Annotated in this window: 16 protein-coding genes; 1 reads left to right on the forward strand and 15 read right to left on the reverse strand. The window is 38.0% G+C overall.

Annotated features, from left to right (window positions below; genetic code table 11):
• The 6 genes from dltB to MUA90_RS10605 all read right to left on the reverse strand — a co-directional run bounded on the left by dltB (position 1) and on the right by MUA90_RS10605 (position 5,444).
• Positions 1-1,215: a D-alanyl-lipoteichoic acid biosynthesis protein DltB gene (gene dltB, locus MUA90_RS10580; RefSeq protein ID WP_262586790.1), complete on the reverse strand. Its 1,215-nt coding sequence runs from the start codon at positions 1,213-1,215 to the stop codon at positions 1-3.
• On the reverse strand, positions 1,215-2,666 hold the full coding sequence (gene dltA / locus MUA90_RS10585) for a D-alanine--poly(phosphoribitol) ligase subunit DltA (protein ID WP_262586792.1): 1,452 nt from the start codon (positions 2,664-2,666) through the stop codon (positions 1,215-1,217). Before dltA ends, dltB begins: the two co-directional genes overlap by 1 nt.
• Before the next feature lie 16 nt (positions 2,667-2,682).
• Entirely contained in the window at positions 2,683-2,835 is a 153-nt protein-coding gene (locus MUA90_RS10590; RefSeq protein WP_105993629.1) for a teichoic acid D-Ala incorporation-associated protein DltX, read from the reverse strand.
• Positions 2,836-3,255: 420 nt separating this feature from the next.
• A complete protein-coding gene (locus MUA90_RS10595) occupies positions 3,256-4,221 on the reverse strand; it encodes a 2-hydroxyacid dehydrogenase (protein ID WP_262586794.1) in 966 nt (321 codons plus the stop codon).
• A gap of 8 nt (positions 4,222-4,229) precedes the next feature.
• Entirely contained in the window at positions 4,230-5,009 is a 780-nt protein-coding gene (locus MUA90_RS10600) for a TIGR01457 family HAD-type hydrolase (protein WP_262586796.1), read from the reverse strand.
• Positions 5,010-5,444, reverse strand: coding sequence for a type VII toxin-antitoxin system HepT family RNase toxin (locus MUA90_RS10605; protein ID WP_262588836.1), 435 nt, complete (start codon positions 5,442-5,444; stop codon positions 5,010-5,012).
• Positions 5,445-5,547: 103 nt separating this feature from the next.
• Here MUA90_RS10605 and MUA90_RS10610 point away from each other — a divergent pair, with 103 nt between their 5' ends.
• Positions 5,548-5,841: a DUF3055 domain-containing protein gene (locus MUA90_RS10610; RefSeq protein WP_262586797.1), complete on the forward strand. Its 294-nt coding sequence runs from the start codon at positions 5,548-5,550 to the stop codon at positions 5,839-5,841.
• Positions 5,842-5,882: 41 nt separating this feature from the next.
• On the opposite strand, the gene MUA90_RS10615 is transcribed toward MUA90_RS10610, so the two are convergent.
• From MUA90_RS10615 to MUA90_RS10655, 9 genes are all read right to left on the reverse strand, one after another.
• Positions 5,883-6,272, reverse strand: a complete 390-nt coding sequence (locus MUA90_RS10615) for a YutD family protein (protein WP_262586799.1) — start codon at positions 6,270-6,272, stop codon at positions 5,883-5,885.
• Between the two features lie 195 nt (positions 6,273-6,467).
• Positions 6,468-7,400 (reverse strand): lipoyl synthase, encoded by a 933-nt coding sequence (gene lipA, locus MUA90_RS10620; protein ID WP_114603779.1) that lies wholly within the window; start codon positions 7,398-7,400, stop codon positions 6,468-6,470.
• Positions 7,401-7,482: 82 nt separating this feature from the next.
• Positions 7,483-8,802, reverse strand: coding sequence for a bifunctional metallophosphatase/5'-nucleotidase (locus tag MUA90_RS10625; protein ID WP_262586801.1), 1,320 nt, complete (start codon positions 8,800-8,802; stop codon positions 7,483-7,485).
• 15 nt (positions 8,803-8,817) lie between these two features.
• Entirely contained in the window at positions 8,818-9,642 is an 825-nt protein-coding gene (locus tag MUA90_RS10630; RefSeq protein WP_105993621.1) for a sulfite exporter TauE/SafE family protein, read from the reverse strand.
• Between the two features lie 13 nt (positions 9,643-9,655).
• On the reverse strand, positions 9,656-10,504 hold the full coding sequence (locus tag MUA90_RS10635) for a DUF72 domain-containing protein (RefSeq protein ID WP_262586803.1): 849 nt from the start codon (positions 10,502-10,504) through the stop codon (positions 9,656-9,658).
• Between the two features lie 143 nt (positions 10,505-10,647).
• The gene (gene ltrA / locus MUA90_RS10640; RefSeq protein WP_262588837.1) at positions 10,648-11,934 is read right to left on the reverse strand and encodes a group II intron reverse transcriptase/maturase; all 1,287 of its coding nucleotides are present in this window, start codon (positions 11,932-11,934) and stop codon (positions 10,648-10,650) included.
• A gap of 556 nt (positions 11,935-12,490) precedes the next feature.
• Positions 12,491-13,555, reverse strand: coding sequence for an NAD(P)H-dependent flavin oxidoreductase (locus tag MUA90_RS10645; protein WP_262586804.1), 1,065 nt, complete (start codon positions 13,553-13,555; stop codon positions 12,491-12,493).
• A gap of 14 nt (positions 13,556-13,569) precedes the next feature.
• Entirely contained in the window at positions 13,570-14,616 is a 1,047-nt protein-coding gene (locus MUA90_RS10650) for a hemolysin family protein (RefSeq protein ID WP_262586806.1), read from the reverse strand.
• Between the two features lie 180 nt (positions 14,617-14,796).
• Positions 14,797-16,002 (reverse strand): hypothetical protein, encoded by a 1,206-nt coding sequence (locus MUA90_RS10655; protein WP_262586808.1) that lies wholly within the window; start codon positions 16,000-16,002, stop codon positions 14,797-14,799.
• Positions 16,003-16,760 lie beyond the last annotated feature (758 nt).

Genomic DNA, 16,760 nt, shown 5'->3' on the forward strand with positions numbered 1-16,760 from the left:
TTAAATCAATTTGCCTGAAAAGATTAAGAATCCGAATGTGACAAAGTGGAATGTAATAATAACGCTGAGTGCGGTTGTGAACTTGTTATCAAAACGCGGCGGATGTGTTTTGCGCCATCGCTCATAATAGCCATAGCCGATAAAGCCTGCCGCATGATAAAGTCCGTATACAATGTAATAAATTTCTATTCCGTGCCAAATACCCATGATAAAGAAGTTTATAAAGAAAGCAACATTTGACATCGCAAACTGGCTTTTTAATAATTTCTTTTTAGACATGAAGAATAAAGATCTCATATAAATACAATCACGGAACCAAAATGATAAAGTCATGTGCCATCTGTTCCAGAAGTCTTTAATATTCTTCGCTTTGAACGGCTGGTTGAAGTTAGGCGGCGTTTTAATACCGTAAATATAGCTGAATGCTATCGCAAACAAACTGTAGCCTGCAAAGTCAAAGAACAAATACATACTATAGGCATACATGTACACCCAATAATTTGTAAAGCCGTGTAAATTCGCTTGAAGCGGTGTCGCACCGTATTGGTTCACAAAATACGCAATAATATATTTGTAAAGGAATCCGAGCATAATCATATGCACTGCTTTTAAAATCAAGCCGCGGTATTCGTCTTTCGTCGGTACCTTTTTATCATCTTTTACAAAACGTTTGTAGCGGTCAATCGGCCCTGATGAAATAGTCGGGAAGAAAGAAATGAATTGGAAGACTTTGCCCCATTTGATTTCTTTGATTGAACCGTCTCTGATTTCCATGATTAACTGCACACTTTTGAATGTAACATAAGAGATTCCTAAGAAACCTACAAATTGAATCAGTTTATGCTCATGGAATTGAATTTGCTGACCGCCAAGCCATGTACTTGTTAAGACTTTAACAATTGCTAAAGGCAAGATGGATAAGGCCATCACGATAAAGAATTTCAAGAATGTATTCTTTTTAGGACGTGAATGGTAATACCACATAATCAGCAAGGCTTGCCATAATACATAGATAACAAAACTAATCAGCTGAATACTTAAATACTTTTGTCCGAACAAGTTGAGCTTGTCAGAAGAAAAGATAAGCACAATCATAATTGCAGTACTTATACCATTATAGATATAGCTTCGCTTACCTAAGAAACCTAAAATAATAACAGGTATAAGAATAATAAATGCAATCAGGAAGAAACTAAACGTACCATAAGGAATCATTAATTAATTTCCTCAGCAATTTTCTTACGGTCTAGTTTTCCGTTGTTCGTTAACGGCAATTGATCCATCCATACAAATTTTCTTGGAATCATGTATTCGGGTAAGCTGGATTTTAATGCTTGTTTTATATCGTGCGAAAGCTGCGCACTGTCTTCAACTGTTTGTGCCGGTACAACAGCACCGATTAATTGAGTGACTTTTCCGTTTTTATAAACCGGTACAACAACCGCTTCTCTCACTAAATCAGATTGACGCAGCACTGACTCGATTTCTTCGAGTTCCATACGATAACCGTTCATTTTGATTTGGAAGTCGATTCGTCCTTGGATGAACCAATGATGATGTTCGAATTTAGCTTTGTCTCCGGAACGATACACACGTTGTCCGTCTGTTTCGCTGAAGACTGCTTGGTTTTTCTCTTCGTTTTTCAAATAGCCTGCACTGACACTATTCCCTGCAATCAGCAACTCGCCTTCTTCTGTAGTTGATAGTGTCGTACCAGGTCGTGCTTGTCCGACAGGAAGCGGATTGAAACGTTCTAGTACGGATTCTGTAATTTGTACACTTGTCACCGCTACGGTAGCTTCCGTCGGTCCGTAAGTATTGTAAATCACAGATGAAGGGAAACGCTGTGCTAATGCTTTAGCTGTACGGTGCGGCAAGATTTCTCCGCAGAAGAAAAACTCTTTCAAACTTGGATATTGTTTTTCATCTAATGTTGGTAAAAGCAGACACATTTCGATAAATGACGGTGTTGAAACCCATACATTAATCGGTGTAGCTTGCAGCATATCATTAAGCAGTTTAGGCTTCTTAATCATATCCTTATCTACTAAGTTCAAAGTTCCGCCTGTGACAAGCGATGGATAAACGGCCATTACAGACAAGTCGAATGAAAACGGTGCTTGGTTCAGCCATTCCAATCTTTCTCCGAACTGATTGAGCGATTTCATCCATTCCGCAAACTCTACTAAGCTGCCGTATTGAATTTGAACACCTTTAGGTTCGCCTGTAGATCCAGAAGTGAAAATCGTATATACGATATCTTCTGCTTTCATTCGAGGTTCAAACGCAATATTTTCAACCTCATCCAGAGATGCTGTTGTTAATACTGTACCTCGCTCGAATGCTAATTGATGGTTGGATACATCAAAGATAAATTCAGGCTGTGCTTTGTTGATAATCATTGCTGTACGATCATCTGGTACTGATGTGTCGATCGGCACATAGCCGCATCCCGCTTTAATACCTGCCAGCATACCCGCAATCATATAAGGCGACATATGACCATATAGTACGATGGGTGTCTTGCTGTCTTGTATCAATGATGCTAATTTGTTTGATAACTCATCCAACTGTTGATAAGTTAATGTTTCGTCTATATGTCTTACTGCTATAGTATCAGGTTGGTTTGTCGCAATACGTCTTAGTGCACTAATAATTTCTGTCATAACTATACTCCCTTAATTAGAATTCATTGTAAATAAAGTTGTTGTGTGTGTCTCCTGAGCCATATATCAGATACAATGTAATGAATATCGCTAAATAAAGAGCAGTCAATAAATATGGTTTTAATTTGTTAAAAGTTTCCGAAGTTGCTTTGGGTTCTTTTGATTTCATCTTACACCCCTCTTATCAGGTAGTTAATCTTTTTTACTTCGACTCAATCATTCCTGTCGAACGTCTTTCCCAATTCAACAAAAATATAATTCATTATAATCTTTTTCTCATGTATTTTCAATTGTATCATTGAAAAATAAAGCATTATTTTACCGATTTCAAGCACCAACACAACTGTGTCAAACATAGCTGCATGCTTTTCATGTTTTTGCATTGATATGCATTCATGCGATTATCAATAAATTTTGAGCATTTACATTTTACTTCTATTCCTCTTGAAATACAATCTTTACTCACATAACATTATTGTAATACTTTTTACATCCCCTTAAATCATGCTTTGGACTTACACCTATTTACACAGAAAAATGCAGTTTTACCTACTGTGCATCAGTCTGTAAAACTGCATTCTCTCTTTTTTTATTTATCAGTAACAGGCGTAATTGCAGGTTGTCCTTGCAACACTGATTTCACATTATTGATTGACAACTGAATCATTCTGTCGCGTGTCACGACCGTCGCACTGCCGATATGCGGCAAGGCGATGACGTTTTTAAATTTAAGCAATGGATGATCTGCCGAAATCGGTTCATCTCTGAAGACATCAAGTCCCGCTCCGCCGATTTCGCCGTCTTCTAATGCTTGAATCAAATCTTCTTCAACGACAGTTGCCCCGCGTCCGATATTGATAAAGATTGCATCGTTACGCATTTTTTTAAATGCTGCTGCGTTGAATTTTTCTTTAGTTTGCGGTGTTAATGGTGCTGTACAAACGACAAAGTCGCTGTTTTCAAGCAATTCATCAAATGATACATACAATACACCGAGTTCTTTTTCAGCTCTGCGGTGGCGGCTGCGGTTATGATACATCACATTAGCCTCAAAGCCTTTCAAACGGCGGGCAAAAGCTTTGCCGATATCTCCCATACCGAAGATACCGATATTAGAGCCGTGCACATCTTTGCCTGCTAATAAGTACGGTCCCCAGCTTTTCCATTCGCCGTCTTTGACATATTGTTCAGCTTCTACAATTCTGCGTGCTGTCGCAAGCATCAAAGTAAAGCCGAGTTCTGCAGTAGTCTCTGTCAAGACACCTGGTGTGTTGGTTACAGTCACACCTTTTTCTGCTGCTAAAGCAACATTGATATTGTCATAACCTACTGCCATATTGGCTACAATTTTTAAATGCGGCGCCGCTTCTAATGTTTCTTCATCGATTTTTTCGCTTAGCGTAATAAATGCTGCTTCCGCATCTTTGATTTCTTCTAAAAATTTATCGCGCGGCATCGGAACGAATTCTTCATCCCACATTTCTACATCCGCAAATTCTTTTAACTGTTGTACAAATTTGTCTGGTACTTTACGTGTCACTAACACTTTGGTCATCGTAACACCTACCCTTCTAAGTCTTTTAATACTTCATTCAAGTCTTTGAATGTGTACGTTGGTTGTGTTGGCTTCTCTGCGAGTTCTTCTTTGCTGATTACACCTGTTTGTACATGAATCGTGTCGATCCCGGCATTAATACCTGACATGATATCTGTTTCGTATAAATCACCGACCATCGCAACGTCTTCTTTAGGTAATCGGATGACATCCATAGCCATATCCATGATAATCGGCTGCGGTTTGCCGATAAACGTCGGCTGTACTTTTGTCGACACGGCAATCACACTCGTGATCGCGCCGTTGCCTGGCAAGAAGCCGCGTTCATTCGGAATTGAAATATCTTGGTTAGTCGAAATAAATTTCGCACCGTTGCGCACACCAAGTGTCGCTTGTGAAAGCTTGTCGTAATTGACATGCGTATCTAAACCAACAACGACATAATCCACATGCGTGTCGTCTATAAGTGTTAAACCTTGATTCAGCAGTGCTGTACGGATACCGCCTTCGCCGATTACATAAATCGACGCATGTTCGTTTTCTTTTTTAATATAGCTTGCTGTTGCTAAAGCAGAGGTAATCACTTCTTCTGGTTTCGCTTCAATATCAAACTCAGCCAGTTTCTTCACAACATCCTCCGGCACCTTTGTAGAGTTGTTTGTCACATAAAGATGCGGGATGTTATTTTGATTTAGATAATCAATGAATTGTTTGGCACCGTCAATCGGATCAGCGCCTTTATACATTGTGCCATCTAAGTCAATCAGATAACCTTTGTATTGTTTCATCTATTTCTTATCTCCTTTTCCAAATGCTGTAACAGGTACATTTTCATTATTTAAGAAATTGACAACTTCATCAATGAAATTTTTGTAGTCTTCAAGCGAAGCATCAAATAACGGGATCAGATCATCTGTATCCAATTGATCATATTGATGTACAAAGCGTTTGCGTACATCTACAGTTTTATTTATACCCTGTTGTGTTTTTGCAGAAATCACTTTTTCTAATTCTAGAATATCGATCACATCTTTATAATTTCCCGGATCTCTCAATACAAATGCATCAATCACCATGTTGCCGATATCTACTGAAGACTCTATGAGCATTTGTGCAATACGCTCAAATGCATAATGGTTCTCTTTATTTTCTGAATAATCTTCTGTTAATTTTTGTAAGTAATTCAGTTTATACGTCAATTTATCTTTATCAACAAAATACATATTCTTCATCTCCTCATCCCCTCAATCATATCACATCTTTGCAGTACAAATCATTTCTGTATATACTTGAGAAAACAACATGTACAAAGGAGTCAAAGAAATCATGATAGATATGTTTTTATACGATGATAACGAAGAAGCTGATGTACAATATGTAGGTATGGTCGGTGAAGAGAACCGTTATGATTTAATGCTCTTTCAAACCAACCGTCATTACGGGAAAGTATTAGTCTTAAATATGCAGACGAATAAATTCGGAATCATTGGTCCGGATGATTTAGCAGAAGACGGCTACATCTCTTATATCTTAGGTGTCAGCGAAGCAGAAGGCGAAGAACTGACTGAATACTTGAAAGATGTTATCCCGAGCGGTACTTTCGACAGCGGGGAATATTAAAATAATTGTTTTAAACATACTAAAGGACAGCTGGTACTTCATCAGCTGTCCTTTTTCTTATGATCATTCGGAAGACTCGGTGCTATTTTTACATCATGCAGCTTATCACTTTTTAGAGCGTCCTCTTTATGCTGTGCATGTAATTTTTTTAATTCTCTTTCAGGTATGCGTCTTAAAATAAAATAGGCACATCCGAAATTACAGAACTCTAATAAATAGTCTTGTATTGTCGCAAAGCGTTTGCTGATTTCAACTTTTTTGTTGGAATCTTTGTAAAATCCTTTTAAGCGCAGCTGATCATAACCGAAATCGCCGACTACATAGTCATATTTATCTAATATCTCTGAATAGCGGTCCGCAAATTGTTCTTCATCAAAACAATCACGATACTCTTCTATCATTTCAAAATATTTATCTCCTGCTTTAATCATCTATGTCACCTAACAATTCTATTTTGATTGTTTCTTCTTTTTACTCAGTGTAGTACACAGTTTTAACGTGATGCATACTTTTTGCCTATGCACACGTAGGACTTATCTCACATTATACAACAAAACGAGTGTGAAACAACGAAAGAAGCGGACTGATGCAGTCCGCTTCCCCCTATTGTTATTCATTCATTTCTATTACGCTTCTGAAGTAGATTCGTTTAATTTTTCTTCACCGATACGTTGTCTTTCTTTTGCAGCTTCGTTTACTTGCTCATCTGCATGGTAAGAACTACGTACTAATGGTCCAGCTTGGCAATGTTTGAATCCTTTATCCATTGCTACTTTTCGTAATTTGCCGAATTCTAATGGTGAATAGTATTTTTCAACTTTAAGGTGTTTGCGTGATGGTTGTAAATATTGACCGATTGTTAAGATATCAACATCTGCTGCACGCAAATCATCCATTGTTTCATGTAATTCTTCGATTGTTTCGCCTAAACCAACCATGATACTTGATTTAGTCGGAATATCTGGTTGTAATTCTTTAGAGCGTTTCAAGAATTCTAGAGTACGATCATAAGTTGCACGCGCACGTACTCTTGGTGTTAAACGACGTACTGTTTCGATATTGTGGTTTAAGATATCAGGTTTTGATGCCATTAATGTTTCTAATGCATCATAGTCGCCGCCCATGTCTGACGGTAAAATTTCGATTGTCGTATATGGATTGCGTTCTCTTACTTTTCTTACAGTTTCAGCGTAAACGTTTGAACCTGCATCACGTAAATCATCACGCGCAACCGCTGTGATAACAACGTGTTTTAAGTTCATCATTTCAACTGATTCTGCAACACGTTCTGGTTCACCTAAGTCTAATTCGTTCGGCAAGCCTGTTTTAACTGCACAGAAGCGGCAAGCACGTGTACAAACTGCACCTAAAATCATAAATGTAGCTGTACGGCGCTCACCCCAACATTCATGTATATTCGGACACTTTGCTTCTTCGCAAACAGTGTTTAAATTCTTTTCACGCATCATCTTTTTCAGACCAGTATAGTTCTCGTTCGTGTTTAGCTTTATCTTCAACCAATCTGGTTTACGTAAAATTTCATCATTTTTAGTAGCCATAACAACACATACCCTCCTGTGTACTTATCTTCATACTATTATAACGAATTTATCAGAAAATGAAAACGCTATTACCTATAATTCATAATTCTAATAGTTTCTTTTTGAAAATATCTCTTAAAAACTCTGGCATCAAGTACTCTGTAGGCAGATTTTTGAACAGAGGAAAATAACGTCCGAACGTATACATATCTACTGTACCTAAAGTATAGACATGGTCATCATCGATTTCTTTGCCTTGTACAAAGAAACGCGCTTCTGACTCGATATAGCCCATATTATACAAAATATAGCCGCCGAAGATATCTCCTCTGAATCCAAGCCCTTGTGCGTGTTCATGCATATAAGCCTGCTCTTCAGCTGTTAAGATAACTTGTTTCAAATCTCTGCCAGTAATTTTAATTCTTACTAAATTAATCGGATGCGGCAGCATTTGATGTACATCAAACTTTGTCACTTTTGGCCCTTCAAGACCTTTAACGACTAAACCGGCATTGATAATCGCACAATCCGCATGCGTAAATTCATACACACTTTCTGCAAGCAGATAACCGGTTTTCGTAATTACATCTGTTCTTCTCGGCAAGCTGACCGGATGATCGACTACCGGGTCGCTCATTAGTGCTTTGCCTTCTTCTTTGAAGTGCGTCTCTACTTGCGGCAGTGTTTCAACAGGATGAATCACCGCTTCTTTATGTACAACTTTATGATTTTCGATTTCCAGAGTGACCTCGCCTAAAAAATGACCGTATTTTCCGGCCGCTGCCATCAGCACCCCGTTCTTCATTTCTCCGCGTTCGAAATAATGGTGCGTATGGCTGCCGAAAATCACATCGATTTGAGGCAATGCTTCGCATAATTTACGGTCAAAGAAGATACCGCAATGACTCATAACCATCAATACATCATACTGTCCTTCTTGCTTGTCGATTTCATCTTTAATCGCAGCCATCGGATCCGTTACTACCCAATCAAGCGCTCTGTAAAATGGTGTAAACGGTGCAGTTGCTGCGACAAATAAAATACGCGTGCCTTCAATTTCCGTAATATAGCTCGATGTCAGATGATGCGGCAAGTTGCCCGCTTCATCAAACACGTTGCTGCAAGTCACCGTAAAGTCTGCATCATGATATAAGGCGTTTAATGCTTCGTGCGAAATGGTCATTCCTTCATTATTGCCGATTGTCGCAATGTCGCAATGTGCTGCATTCAGCAGCTCAACATTCTTATGGCCAAGCGTTGCTTCTGTCACGGGTGCTGATAAATCAACATGGTCGCCGATATCGATATAAAGCGAAGGATGGTCTAATAACGGTCTGTGTTCTGCTAAATAAGCAGCAATTCGCTCATAGTCATGAAGGTGACTATGAATATCATTCGTATGATAAATCGTTAACTTCAAACTCGGACGCCTCCTCTATAGAAATGATTTGATAATAAGATATACCCCTAACAGCAGCATTACTGTTCTCAGCAATGCAACCACTGTGTTCGATTGCATAGATTGGTTGAGTTTCACACCCAATTTCGCACCCAGATAACTTGAAATAACTAAGACGATTGCATAATGCCAAGCCACATGGCCTTGGAAAATATGTCCGATTGAACTCATGACACTTGAGAAGAAAATCATCATCATACTTGTACCTACTGCCACATGCGGCGGGAATCTGAATACAATCAGCATTAACGGTGTCATTAAAGCACCTCCGCCGATGCCGAATAAACCTGTTGTAATACCGATAAAAAATGTCGCAAAGAAAGCAAACACTGGCGGTACATGATAATGATAAAGTGTGCCATCTTTATCTACATACGTTTTTTCATATTTTTTCTTTTCAAATACTTTAATCGGTTTAATGGCATGACGTACTAATAACAGCACAGCAACTAAAATCAGAAACAGTCCGAAATAAAGGTTGAATGAATCTAATGTTAAATAACGGCTGATAAAGGAACCGAGCAATGACCCCGGCAACAAGCCGAATAAGAAGACATAACCGTTTTTAACATCGACTTGCTTAGATTTTAAATACCCTAATGTTGAGGTTAAACCCGTCACAATTAGAATAATAGAAGAAGTTCCGATCGCAATTTGCGGTGTAATCCCATGCAGCATGTCATGCTCCACTCCAAGATACACCATAGTCGGAACAATAATCAATCCGCCGCCGATTCCGACAATAGAACCGATAATTGCAGATAATGCCCCAATTAAAATGAGCAGTATAATACTCACCATATCCCATCACTTCCTAAAATAATTTCAATTGCTGCGGTGCTAATCCTTCGTAATCAATCCCTAATATACGCTGGAATTCTTTTGCGTTGCCTGCAGCGTGACCGCCGGAGTTATTATTAAACACCACATATATGTTTTTGGCTTTGTGCTGAATAATACGCACTTTTTCAGCTAAGTCTTCCAGTTCCTTTGTTGAATAGTCGTATAAATAACGCACATCACGCCATGCTTCATCTGTCATGTCTTGTTTGGTCCAACCATGACGATTACGGCCATGATAACGTACAAATGCCGTTTCTGTCGTAATACGATTGACGAGCGGTGCTGAACCTTCGCCGACTTGCGGTTCATCCACAATCGCATGAATGAGCTGCTGCTCCGTTAAGAATTCTAATGTGTGTTCTTTCATGCCGTCTTTAAACCAAGTTTGATTTCTGAATTCGATACATACAGGGACATCTTTAAGTTGTACTCTGACGTATCTAATATAATTAATGTTTTGTGTTTTGCAGTCAAACCATGGCGGAAATTGAACTAAGACCATCGCTAGTTTATCCGCTTCGATTAATGGCGCAATCATTAATTTAAAATCTTCAAATAAGCCTTCACGTGTGTCCGCAAAATCTTTATAGTCTGCGTGCAACGTGAGTGCTTGATGGATTTTAACGACGAATTTGAAGCGGTCCGGTGTTTCTTTAATCCATTTTCGGATATTGCGTTCAGGTTGAATCGCATAATACGATGCATCCAATTCTACCACTGGAAAATGACTCGCATACGTCTTTAATTTATCAGTTTTTCGACTTAGATCAGTATACAGGGAATCATGATCTCCCCAACCTGTCAGCCCTATCTCTATCATACTTAATCACCAGTTTCATTCTATCATATTTTAACCTACGACCTTATCTGAACGACCTTTCTCTCGAATCGAGTAGGAGAGTAATCATTAATTGAATACTCGTCCTCTCACACCACCGTGCGTACGGTTCCGTACACGGCGGTTCAATATCTTGCGTAAGCAGACTCTGCGAGTCGGGCTAGTGGTACTAGACCCCACTTGTAGAGTCTATTTGTTGTAAGCGCATGATGAACCTCATGCGTTTTGGAAAGCCTCCAATACTTCTTTCTTGAGTTCGCAATACGCATGGCACCATTGTGGTCTAATCCGTATTTTCGAAGCATTTTGTATTTTGTTTTGACCTTCTTCCATCGCTTTAAAATAAGTTGTCTGATTCGATGGTTCAACCACTCTTGCATTTCGCGGATAAATCCTTTAACAAAACCTCTGCCAAAATAGTTTATCCAACCTCTAGTAATCGCGTTGATTCCTGTTATAATTTCAGTAAATGTGCCAGGTCTATTTCTTCTTGTGACCCACTTTAATTTGGCTTTTAAATTTCTTTTTGCTTCCATAGTGGGTCTGAAACGACAAGTGCCATTTATTTTCGTTATCAGACAACTCAAGAACTTTAAACGTGTGGGAGAGCCTACCTTACTTTTATCTTTATTCACTGTTAATTTCAGGTCCTTTTCGATAAAGTTTGTGATACTCTCCATAACACGTTGTCCGGCACGTTTTGATTTAACAAAGATGACGAAGTCATCTGCGTATCTCACAAAACGATGTCCGCGCTTCTCTAATTCTTTATCCAGCTCATGCAAATAGATATTACACAACAAGGGAGATATAATCCCACCTTGAGGGGCGCCTGTCTTTCTTTCTGCGTATTCGCCAGACAGGTCTGCAGACCCGCTTTGTAAACTTTTGCGGATAAATTTAGAGATAGCTTTATCTTGTATAAAGCGTTCAAACAAGTACATCAATTTGTCATGGTTCAACGTGTCAAAACATTGTTTTAAGTCACAGTCTACGACTGTGTGATAACCCTCCTCATAGTATTGGATACATTGTTTTAATGCAGTACCTGTACTATGATTTGGTCTAAACCCATGACTATGTTTCGAAAACTGGCGATTTATCATCGGTTCGATAACTTGTTTGATTGCTTGTTGGATAACTCTATCCCTTGCGACGGGAATTCCAAGAATTCTCTTTTTGCCATTCGGTTTTGGAATGGCTACTTTCTTAACTGCTTGCGGTTTATACGTACCGTTAAGCAGTTTTCCTTTTATCTGTGGATAGAATTCTCTGAAGTGAGCATGTAACTCTTTAACCTTCATCCCATCGATTCCAGGAGAGCCATTATTTTTAACAACTTTCTTGATTGCTTTCTCTATGTTGTTCTTTCTTACAACAAGTTCCATCAGTGATGGAGTCTCACGATACATTTCTTTCATATCAACTAAGATTTACTGTACACATCTGCTTATCTTTTTCGTTCCACTACTTATCTTCCACAGACTGCCAATTTGCATTGTTTTCGGTACTTCGTAAATCTATAACCTCCATTCTTTACTTTGTATTTAATATTGTTCAGTCCTTCGGTACATTTTCCCTACTATGACTTCTGCTGACTTCTCATAATTCGTTGTTACTACGATTCGAAGAATCGCTTATGAGACCTCCTCGGGTAAGATTAACCACTTTCCACTCATGTCATTGCATCATTTACTCATACGAATTCGGGCAGTATCGGACTTTGTTTTGTTAAGCAAACTCATCCGTTCGCATAAGCCTTGATATGATGTTTCTATTCGTCAATGCGAGTGTTTGCGTCCGACTTCCTTCAGATTCCACCTCGCGATGGACACCCTTGTCTTTCGCTAACAGTTCCTACTGCCAAGCCTGTAATGGACTTTCACCATCAAGTTGCTAATCATGCCGAGCGCACTTAAAATAAGTACTGTGCGTGCTGCACAGTACTTTAATATTGATGTTATTCAGTTAGCGCAAACGCATCTCCTCAATTTGATTAACAATAGACGTTACGATCTCTTGTGCAGAGCGGCTTGTCGCTAATCGCGGTGTTTGGCCGCTCCATAAAGACATCATTGAATCATCGTGGTTTGCGGTAGAAGCTTTTCGAATCGCTGAAGTCAATTGATTTTGGATAGGATACTCCGGAACTTCTCCGTTAAATTGCGATAAATAATTTACAAAATCATTTCGGATACCTCGTGCCATTTTACCGCTGAAAGCATTCGTCAGCACTGTAGAGGTTTCTGTGCTGTTAAGGATAGCTTGTTTATAAGCGATGTCTGCACCGCTTTCTTGCGATGTAAGGAACGCTGTACCCATTTGTACCCCAGACGCACCTAGAATCAAGCTGGCAAGCACACCTCTGCCGTCCATAATGCCTCCTGCAGCGATAACCGGTACACTCACCGCATCCGCAACCTGAGGAATCAGCGAGATACTGCCGATCATCGGATATTCACCATCTTGTTTTAAGAATGAACCGCGATGTCCGCCTGCTTCACTGCCTTGTGTCACGATAATATCAACACCGGCTGCTTCATTTGCCAGAGCTTCTTCAACAGAAGTTGCTGTCCCCATCACAATAATGTCATTTTCATGCATTTTACGAATTAATCTGGTTTCAGGTACGCCGAAAGTAAAACTTGCGACAGCTACTTTCTTTTTGATTAATATATCAATTTGGCGTTCAAGCTGTTGAGACTCTGATAAATTGACAACAGGATGTTCTAAATCCAATGCACGGCGGTAGGGACTTAACCAAGCATTCATTAAATCCACTTGTGCCGGTTTCAGCTTTTGCTTGTTCGGCACAAATAAATTCACCGCAAACGGTTTGGCAGTTAAAAGTTTCACTTTATCTATTTCTTCGCTTAATCGTTCTAAACTGAAATAACCTGCACCTATAGTTCCTAATCCGCCGCTGTCACTCACACTCGCGACAAGTTCAGGCGTTGTATTGCCTGCCATGCCTGCTTGAATAATAGGATACTTGATGCCAAGCATTGCACTCGCTTTTGTCTCAAACCACATAGGGTAAACACTCCTTATAAAGTTGGTTGATTCGGTTTAGGCTTTTGTTTTTGTTTTTGTCTTAAACGTTCATTGACTTTATTTTGTTCGTGTTGATCCATTTCGTCTTCGATATCAATACCAAGCAACTGTTCAATCAAGTCTTCCATAGTAATAATCGCATCCGTTCCGCCATACTCATCCAGCACAATCGCAATATGTTTGCGTGATGCGATCATTTTGCGCATCACCCATTCTGCTTTATTATGCTCGTTCACAAACAGCGGTTTTGAGATGTAATCTTCTAATGATTTGTCATGATGTCGACTCCATACTAATAAATATTTAGAATGGAATACACCTACAATGTTATCAATTTCCTCATCATACACCGGATAACGTGTATAGGGGTGGGTCATAATAATATCATATACCTCATCATAAGGTGTATCGAGCGAAAATGCGGTCACATTGACACGCGGTGTAGTATCTACATCCTTTACACGCAGTTGTTCGAAAGTCAAAACACTTTGAAGTCTGTCTCGCTCGCTTTCATTAAAAGCACCTTGTGCCCCAGCAATCGTCACCATCGTACGAATTTCTTCTTTCGACATTCTATGACTTTGAAATTTATCATTCGCAAGCATTTTGTTGATTAAACCTGTTAAACCGTTCAATATTTTTGTGATAGGTGTCAAAATCACCACAAAGAAATGAATGACTGGATAAACAAGTTTAGAAATCACATCTGGATATGTAGCTGCGATGGATTTAGGAATGACTTCTGAAACAATGATTACAACAACAGTAATGACTAACGACGCAATTCCGACATTCCAGCCGTTTTGAACTGCTAAAATCGTTACTAAAGTCGGCAACACGATATTGGCACTGTTGTTCGCAATCAATATCGTTGTGATAAAATCTCTTGGTCTATTGAGTAATTTTAATAATTTTTTAGATTTAAGATCGCCTTTACGGCTTTCCGTCTGTAATTTAACTTTATTTGCGGCAGTTAACGCAGTTTCACTGCCTGAAAAGAAGAAAGAAACAAATATTAATATAATGATAGCTATAATCATGGTGGCAACGCTCCCTTAAAACTCTGTTTTCACTTGCAAGAAAATGCGTTTATATCTATAATATTTTCCCTTTCAGCTAACGATGTAAACCGAATGCACTTGACACTTTTTCCGCACAGTGAAAGTATTTATCCCTATTGTACCGAATTTTCAGACGAAATGTTTGTAGAATATAAAAATTTACCTCTCTTGCTTGCAGGTTGTATTTTCTTCAGTGTCATCCCTCCACTCTTTGATAGCTATAATCTCACTTTTTTTAAATAGATAGCACTGACTAGTATTTTCAGATTCAAATGATACTTTCGTATCTGTAGTCAACCATTCATGAATATTGTCAACTTCTAACAAGATACTTTCTTCTTTGTGATCATATTGCACTTTACTTACAAATCCTTTAAAACGTGTAAGCGACTGAGTTGTAAGTTCAACGTACTTACCTGCATAACTGCTAAGTTTTGGTTCATCTTTTATTTCAATACTTGCGATGATACTTTTTTTAAATGTTGCTGCTGTTGCTAATACACCCAACTCAACAGTATCTGTATCTAAGTTAACATTGAAATCTTCTATGTCCATTTTCAATATTTCAACATCATGCGTTTTTCTTTTTTTCGTTTCAATCCCCGTCACATAACCCGTGTACTTATTCCCAATTATAGTGGTTAATGTCACATCATGGTTCAGAAAGTCATTTAAATTGATCACCGGTATGTTTTCAATAGAAATACGCTTTTCAAGTTCAATTTCATTAATAAGAGATGTATTATCAAAAGAAATAGTCTTTTCGAATTCAATTTCATTGATATCCTTTGTCTTGACTTGATACGTATTCCACCAAAGATTTAAAATCTTCTCACTGTCCAATTTATATTCTTCAAAAGTAAAGTATATATTAATACTAAGTTCATAGAAGTCTTCATGTTTTTTTATATCTTCAACAAAGCCTGTATATACTCCATTTGATGTATGGATCGTCACAAACTCCGCAAGGTACTTTATATATGGTATGTCATCTGTGATTGTGAGTTTGTCAATCTCACTTAAGTCAAAACAGAAATAGTTATACAATGTATATAAGGTGAATTTTTCGTCATTAAAATCAAAATTTTTGCCGATGTAATTAACTTTCATTGCAATATCATCTTCGTTAGAATCATTATCTACTCTAGAACCAAAGAAACTGTCATATCCTCTATAAATTTTGCCTTCTTTTGTAACTATCTCTAAATGCTTGTTTTCATACTCCCATAATTTTAGTGTGTTCTCATCATAATCAAAAGGTTTGACATCAAATATCACATAGTCATATTCATCACTTGTTAATTCCTCAAACCCTTTAGGATAGTTAAATGTATCCTTCTTTCTTCTTCCGATAAATTGCTCCATCTTTCCCATTCTGTTAAATAAGCTTTCTTTATGATGTCCAGTTTTTCATAGTCTAAATCTTCAGCCATTTTATTTCCCACTTTCTTTAAGTGGAATTATGTCTCTTTCATCCATTAAATATGATTATCTATTTAAGTCAACTATACGCTTCGATAATGCATTTGTGAATAAACTGAATAAAAAACACGAGCAATGCTTCTACCACATCATGTAGGCATTGCTCGTGCTTTGTTTTCAATATTTTAATTCCATAGAATATCGATTAACCGATAGAACCTTCCATTTCGATTGAAATCGGTGTTTTTTTGAAATTGTCAAAATTAAAAACGTTGATTTGACGCGATTTTTAGGCACTCTAATTTTCTGAAATTTACTGTTTTTCAACAAAATGGTATCAAAAATGGTATCAAAAAACCACCTAACTTAATGGATGGGTTCTAAAATCGTTCAAAAGTTACGTGAAATAGAAAAAGCGCTATCTGACGAAAGTTTGACGACCGAATCAGATAACGCTTAAAATATAAGGTTGATTAGTATGTTTAATACAATTAGCATTATATCAAAGATTAAAGGGATAAGCAAGAGTTAGATATATTATAATATGAAAAAAGAGGCTGCCGAAGCAACCTCTATGCCCTATTATCGTTAATATTCACCAAGACTTTTTCAACTTAAAATTTCAACATTAAAAAAATAGTAGAAAATAGAGGATCTATAAACCTTCATAGCGATATCAAGTAATATCACTATGAACAATA

Source organism: Staphylococcus sp. IVB6181 (assembly GCF_025561445.1).
GTDB classification, from domain to species: Bacteria; Bacillota; Bacilli; order Staphylococcales; family Staphylococcaceae; genus Staphylococcus; species Staphylococcus simulans_B.

Excerpts from the sequence above, each read along its gene's own strand:
- dltB (WP_262586790.1), bottom strand. The coding sequence starts at position 1,215 with ATGATTCCTTATGGTACGTTTAGTTTCTTCCTGATTGCATTTATTATT.
- dltA (WP_262586792.1), bottom strand. The coding sequence starts at position 2,666 with ATGACAGAAATTATTAGTGCACTAAGACGTATTGCGACAAACCAACCT.
- MUA90_RS10590 (WP_105993629.1), bottom strand. The coding sequence starts at position 2,835 with ATGAAATCAAAAGAACCCAAAGCAACTTCGGAAACTTTTAACAAATTA.
- MUA90_RS10595 (WP_262586794.1), bottom strand. The coding sequence starts at position 4,221 with ATGACCAAAGTGTTAGTGACACGTAAAGTACCAGACAAATTTGTACAA.
- MUA90_RS10600 (WP_262586796.1), bottom strand. The coding sequence starts at position 5,009 with ATGAAACAATACAAAGGTTATCTGATTGACTTAGATGGCACAATGTAT.
- MUA90_RS10605 (WP_262588836.1), bottom strand. The coding sequence starts at position 5,444 with ATGTATTTTGTTGATAAAGATAAATTGACGTATAAACTGAATTACTTA.
- MUA90_RS10610 (WP_262586797.1), top strand. The coding sequence starts at position 5,548 with ATGATAGATATGTTTTTATACGATGATAACGAAGAAGCTGATGTACAA.
- MUA90_RS10615 (WP_262586799.1), bottom strand. The coding sequence starts at position 6,272 with ATGATTAAAGCAGGAGATAAATATTTTGAAATGATAGAAGAGTATCGT.
- lipA (WP_114603779.1), bottom strand. The coding sequence starts at position 7,400 with ATGGCTACTAAAAATGATGAAATTTTACGTAAACCAGATTGGTTGAAG.
- MUA90_RS10630 (WP_105993621.1), bottom strand. The coding sequence starts at position 9,642 with ATGGTGAGTATTATACTGCTCATTTTAATTGGGGCATTATCTGCAATT.
- MUA90_RS10635 (WP_262586803.1), bottom strand. The coding sequence starts at position 10,504 with ATGATAGAGATAGGGCTGACAGGTTGGGGAGATCATGATTCCCTGTAT.
- ltrA (WP_262588837.1), bottom strand. The coding sequence starts at position 11,934 with ATGTATCGTGAGACTCCATCACTGATGGAACTTGTTGTAAGAAAGAAC.
- MUA90_RS10645 (WP_262586804.1), bottom strand. The coding sequence starts at position 13,555 with ATGTGGTTTGAGACAAAAGCGAGTGCAATGCTTGGCATCAAGTATCCT.
- MUA90_RS10650 (WP_262586806.1), bottom strand. The coding sequence starts at position 14,616 with ATGATTATAGCTATCATTATATTAATATTTGTTTCTTTCTTCTTTTCA.
- MUA90_RS10655 (WP_262586808.1), bottom strand. The coding sequence starts at position 16,002 with ATGGAGCAATTTATCGGAAGAAGAAAGAAGGATACATTTAACTATCCT.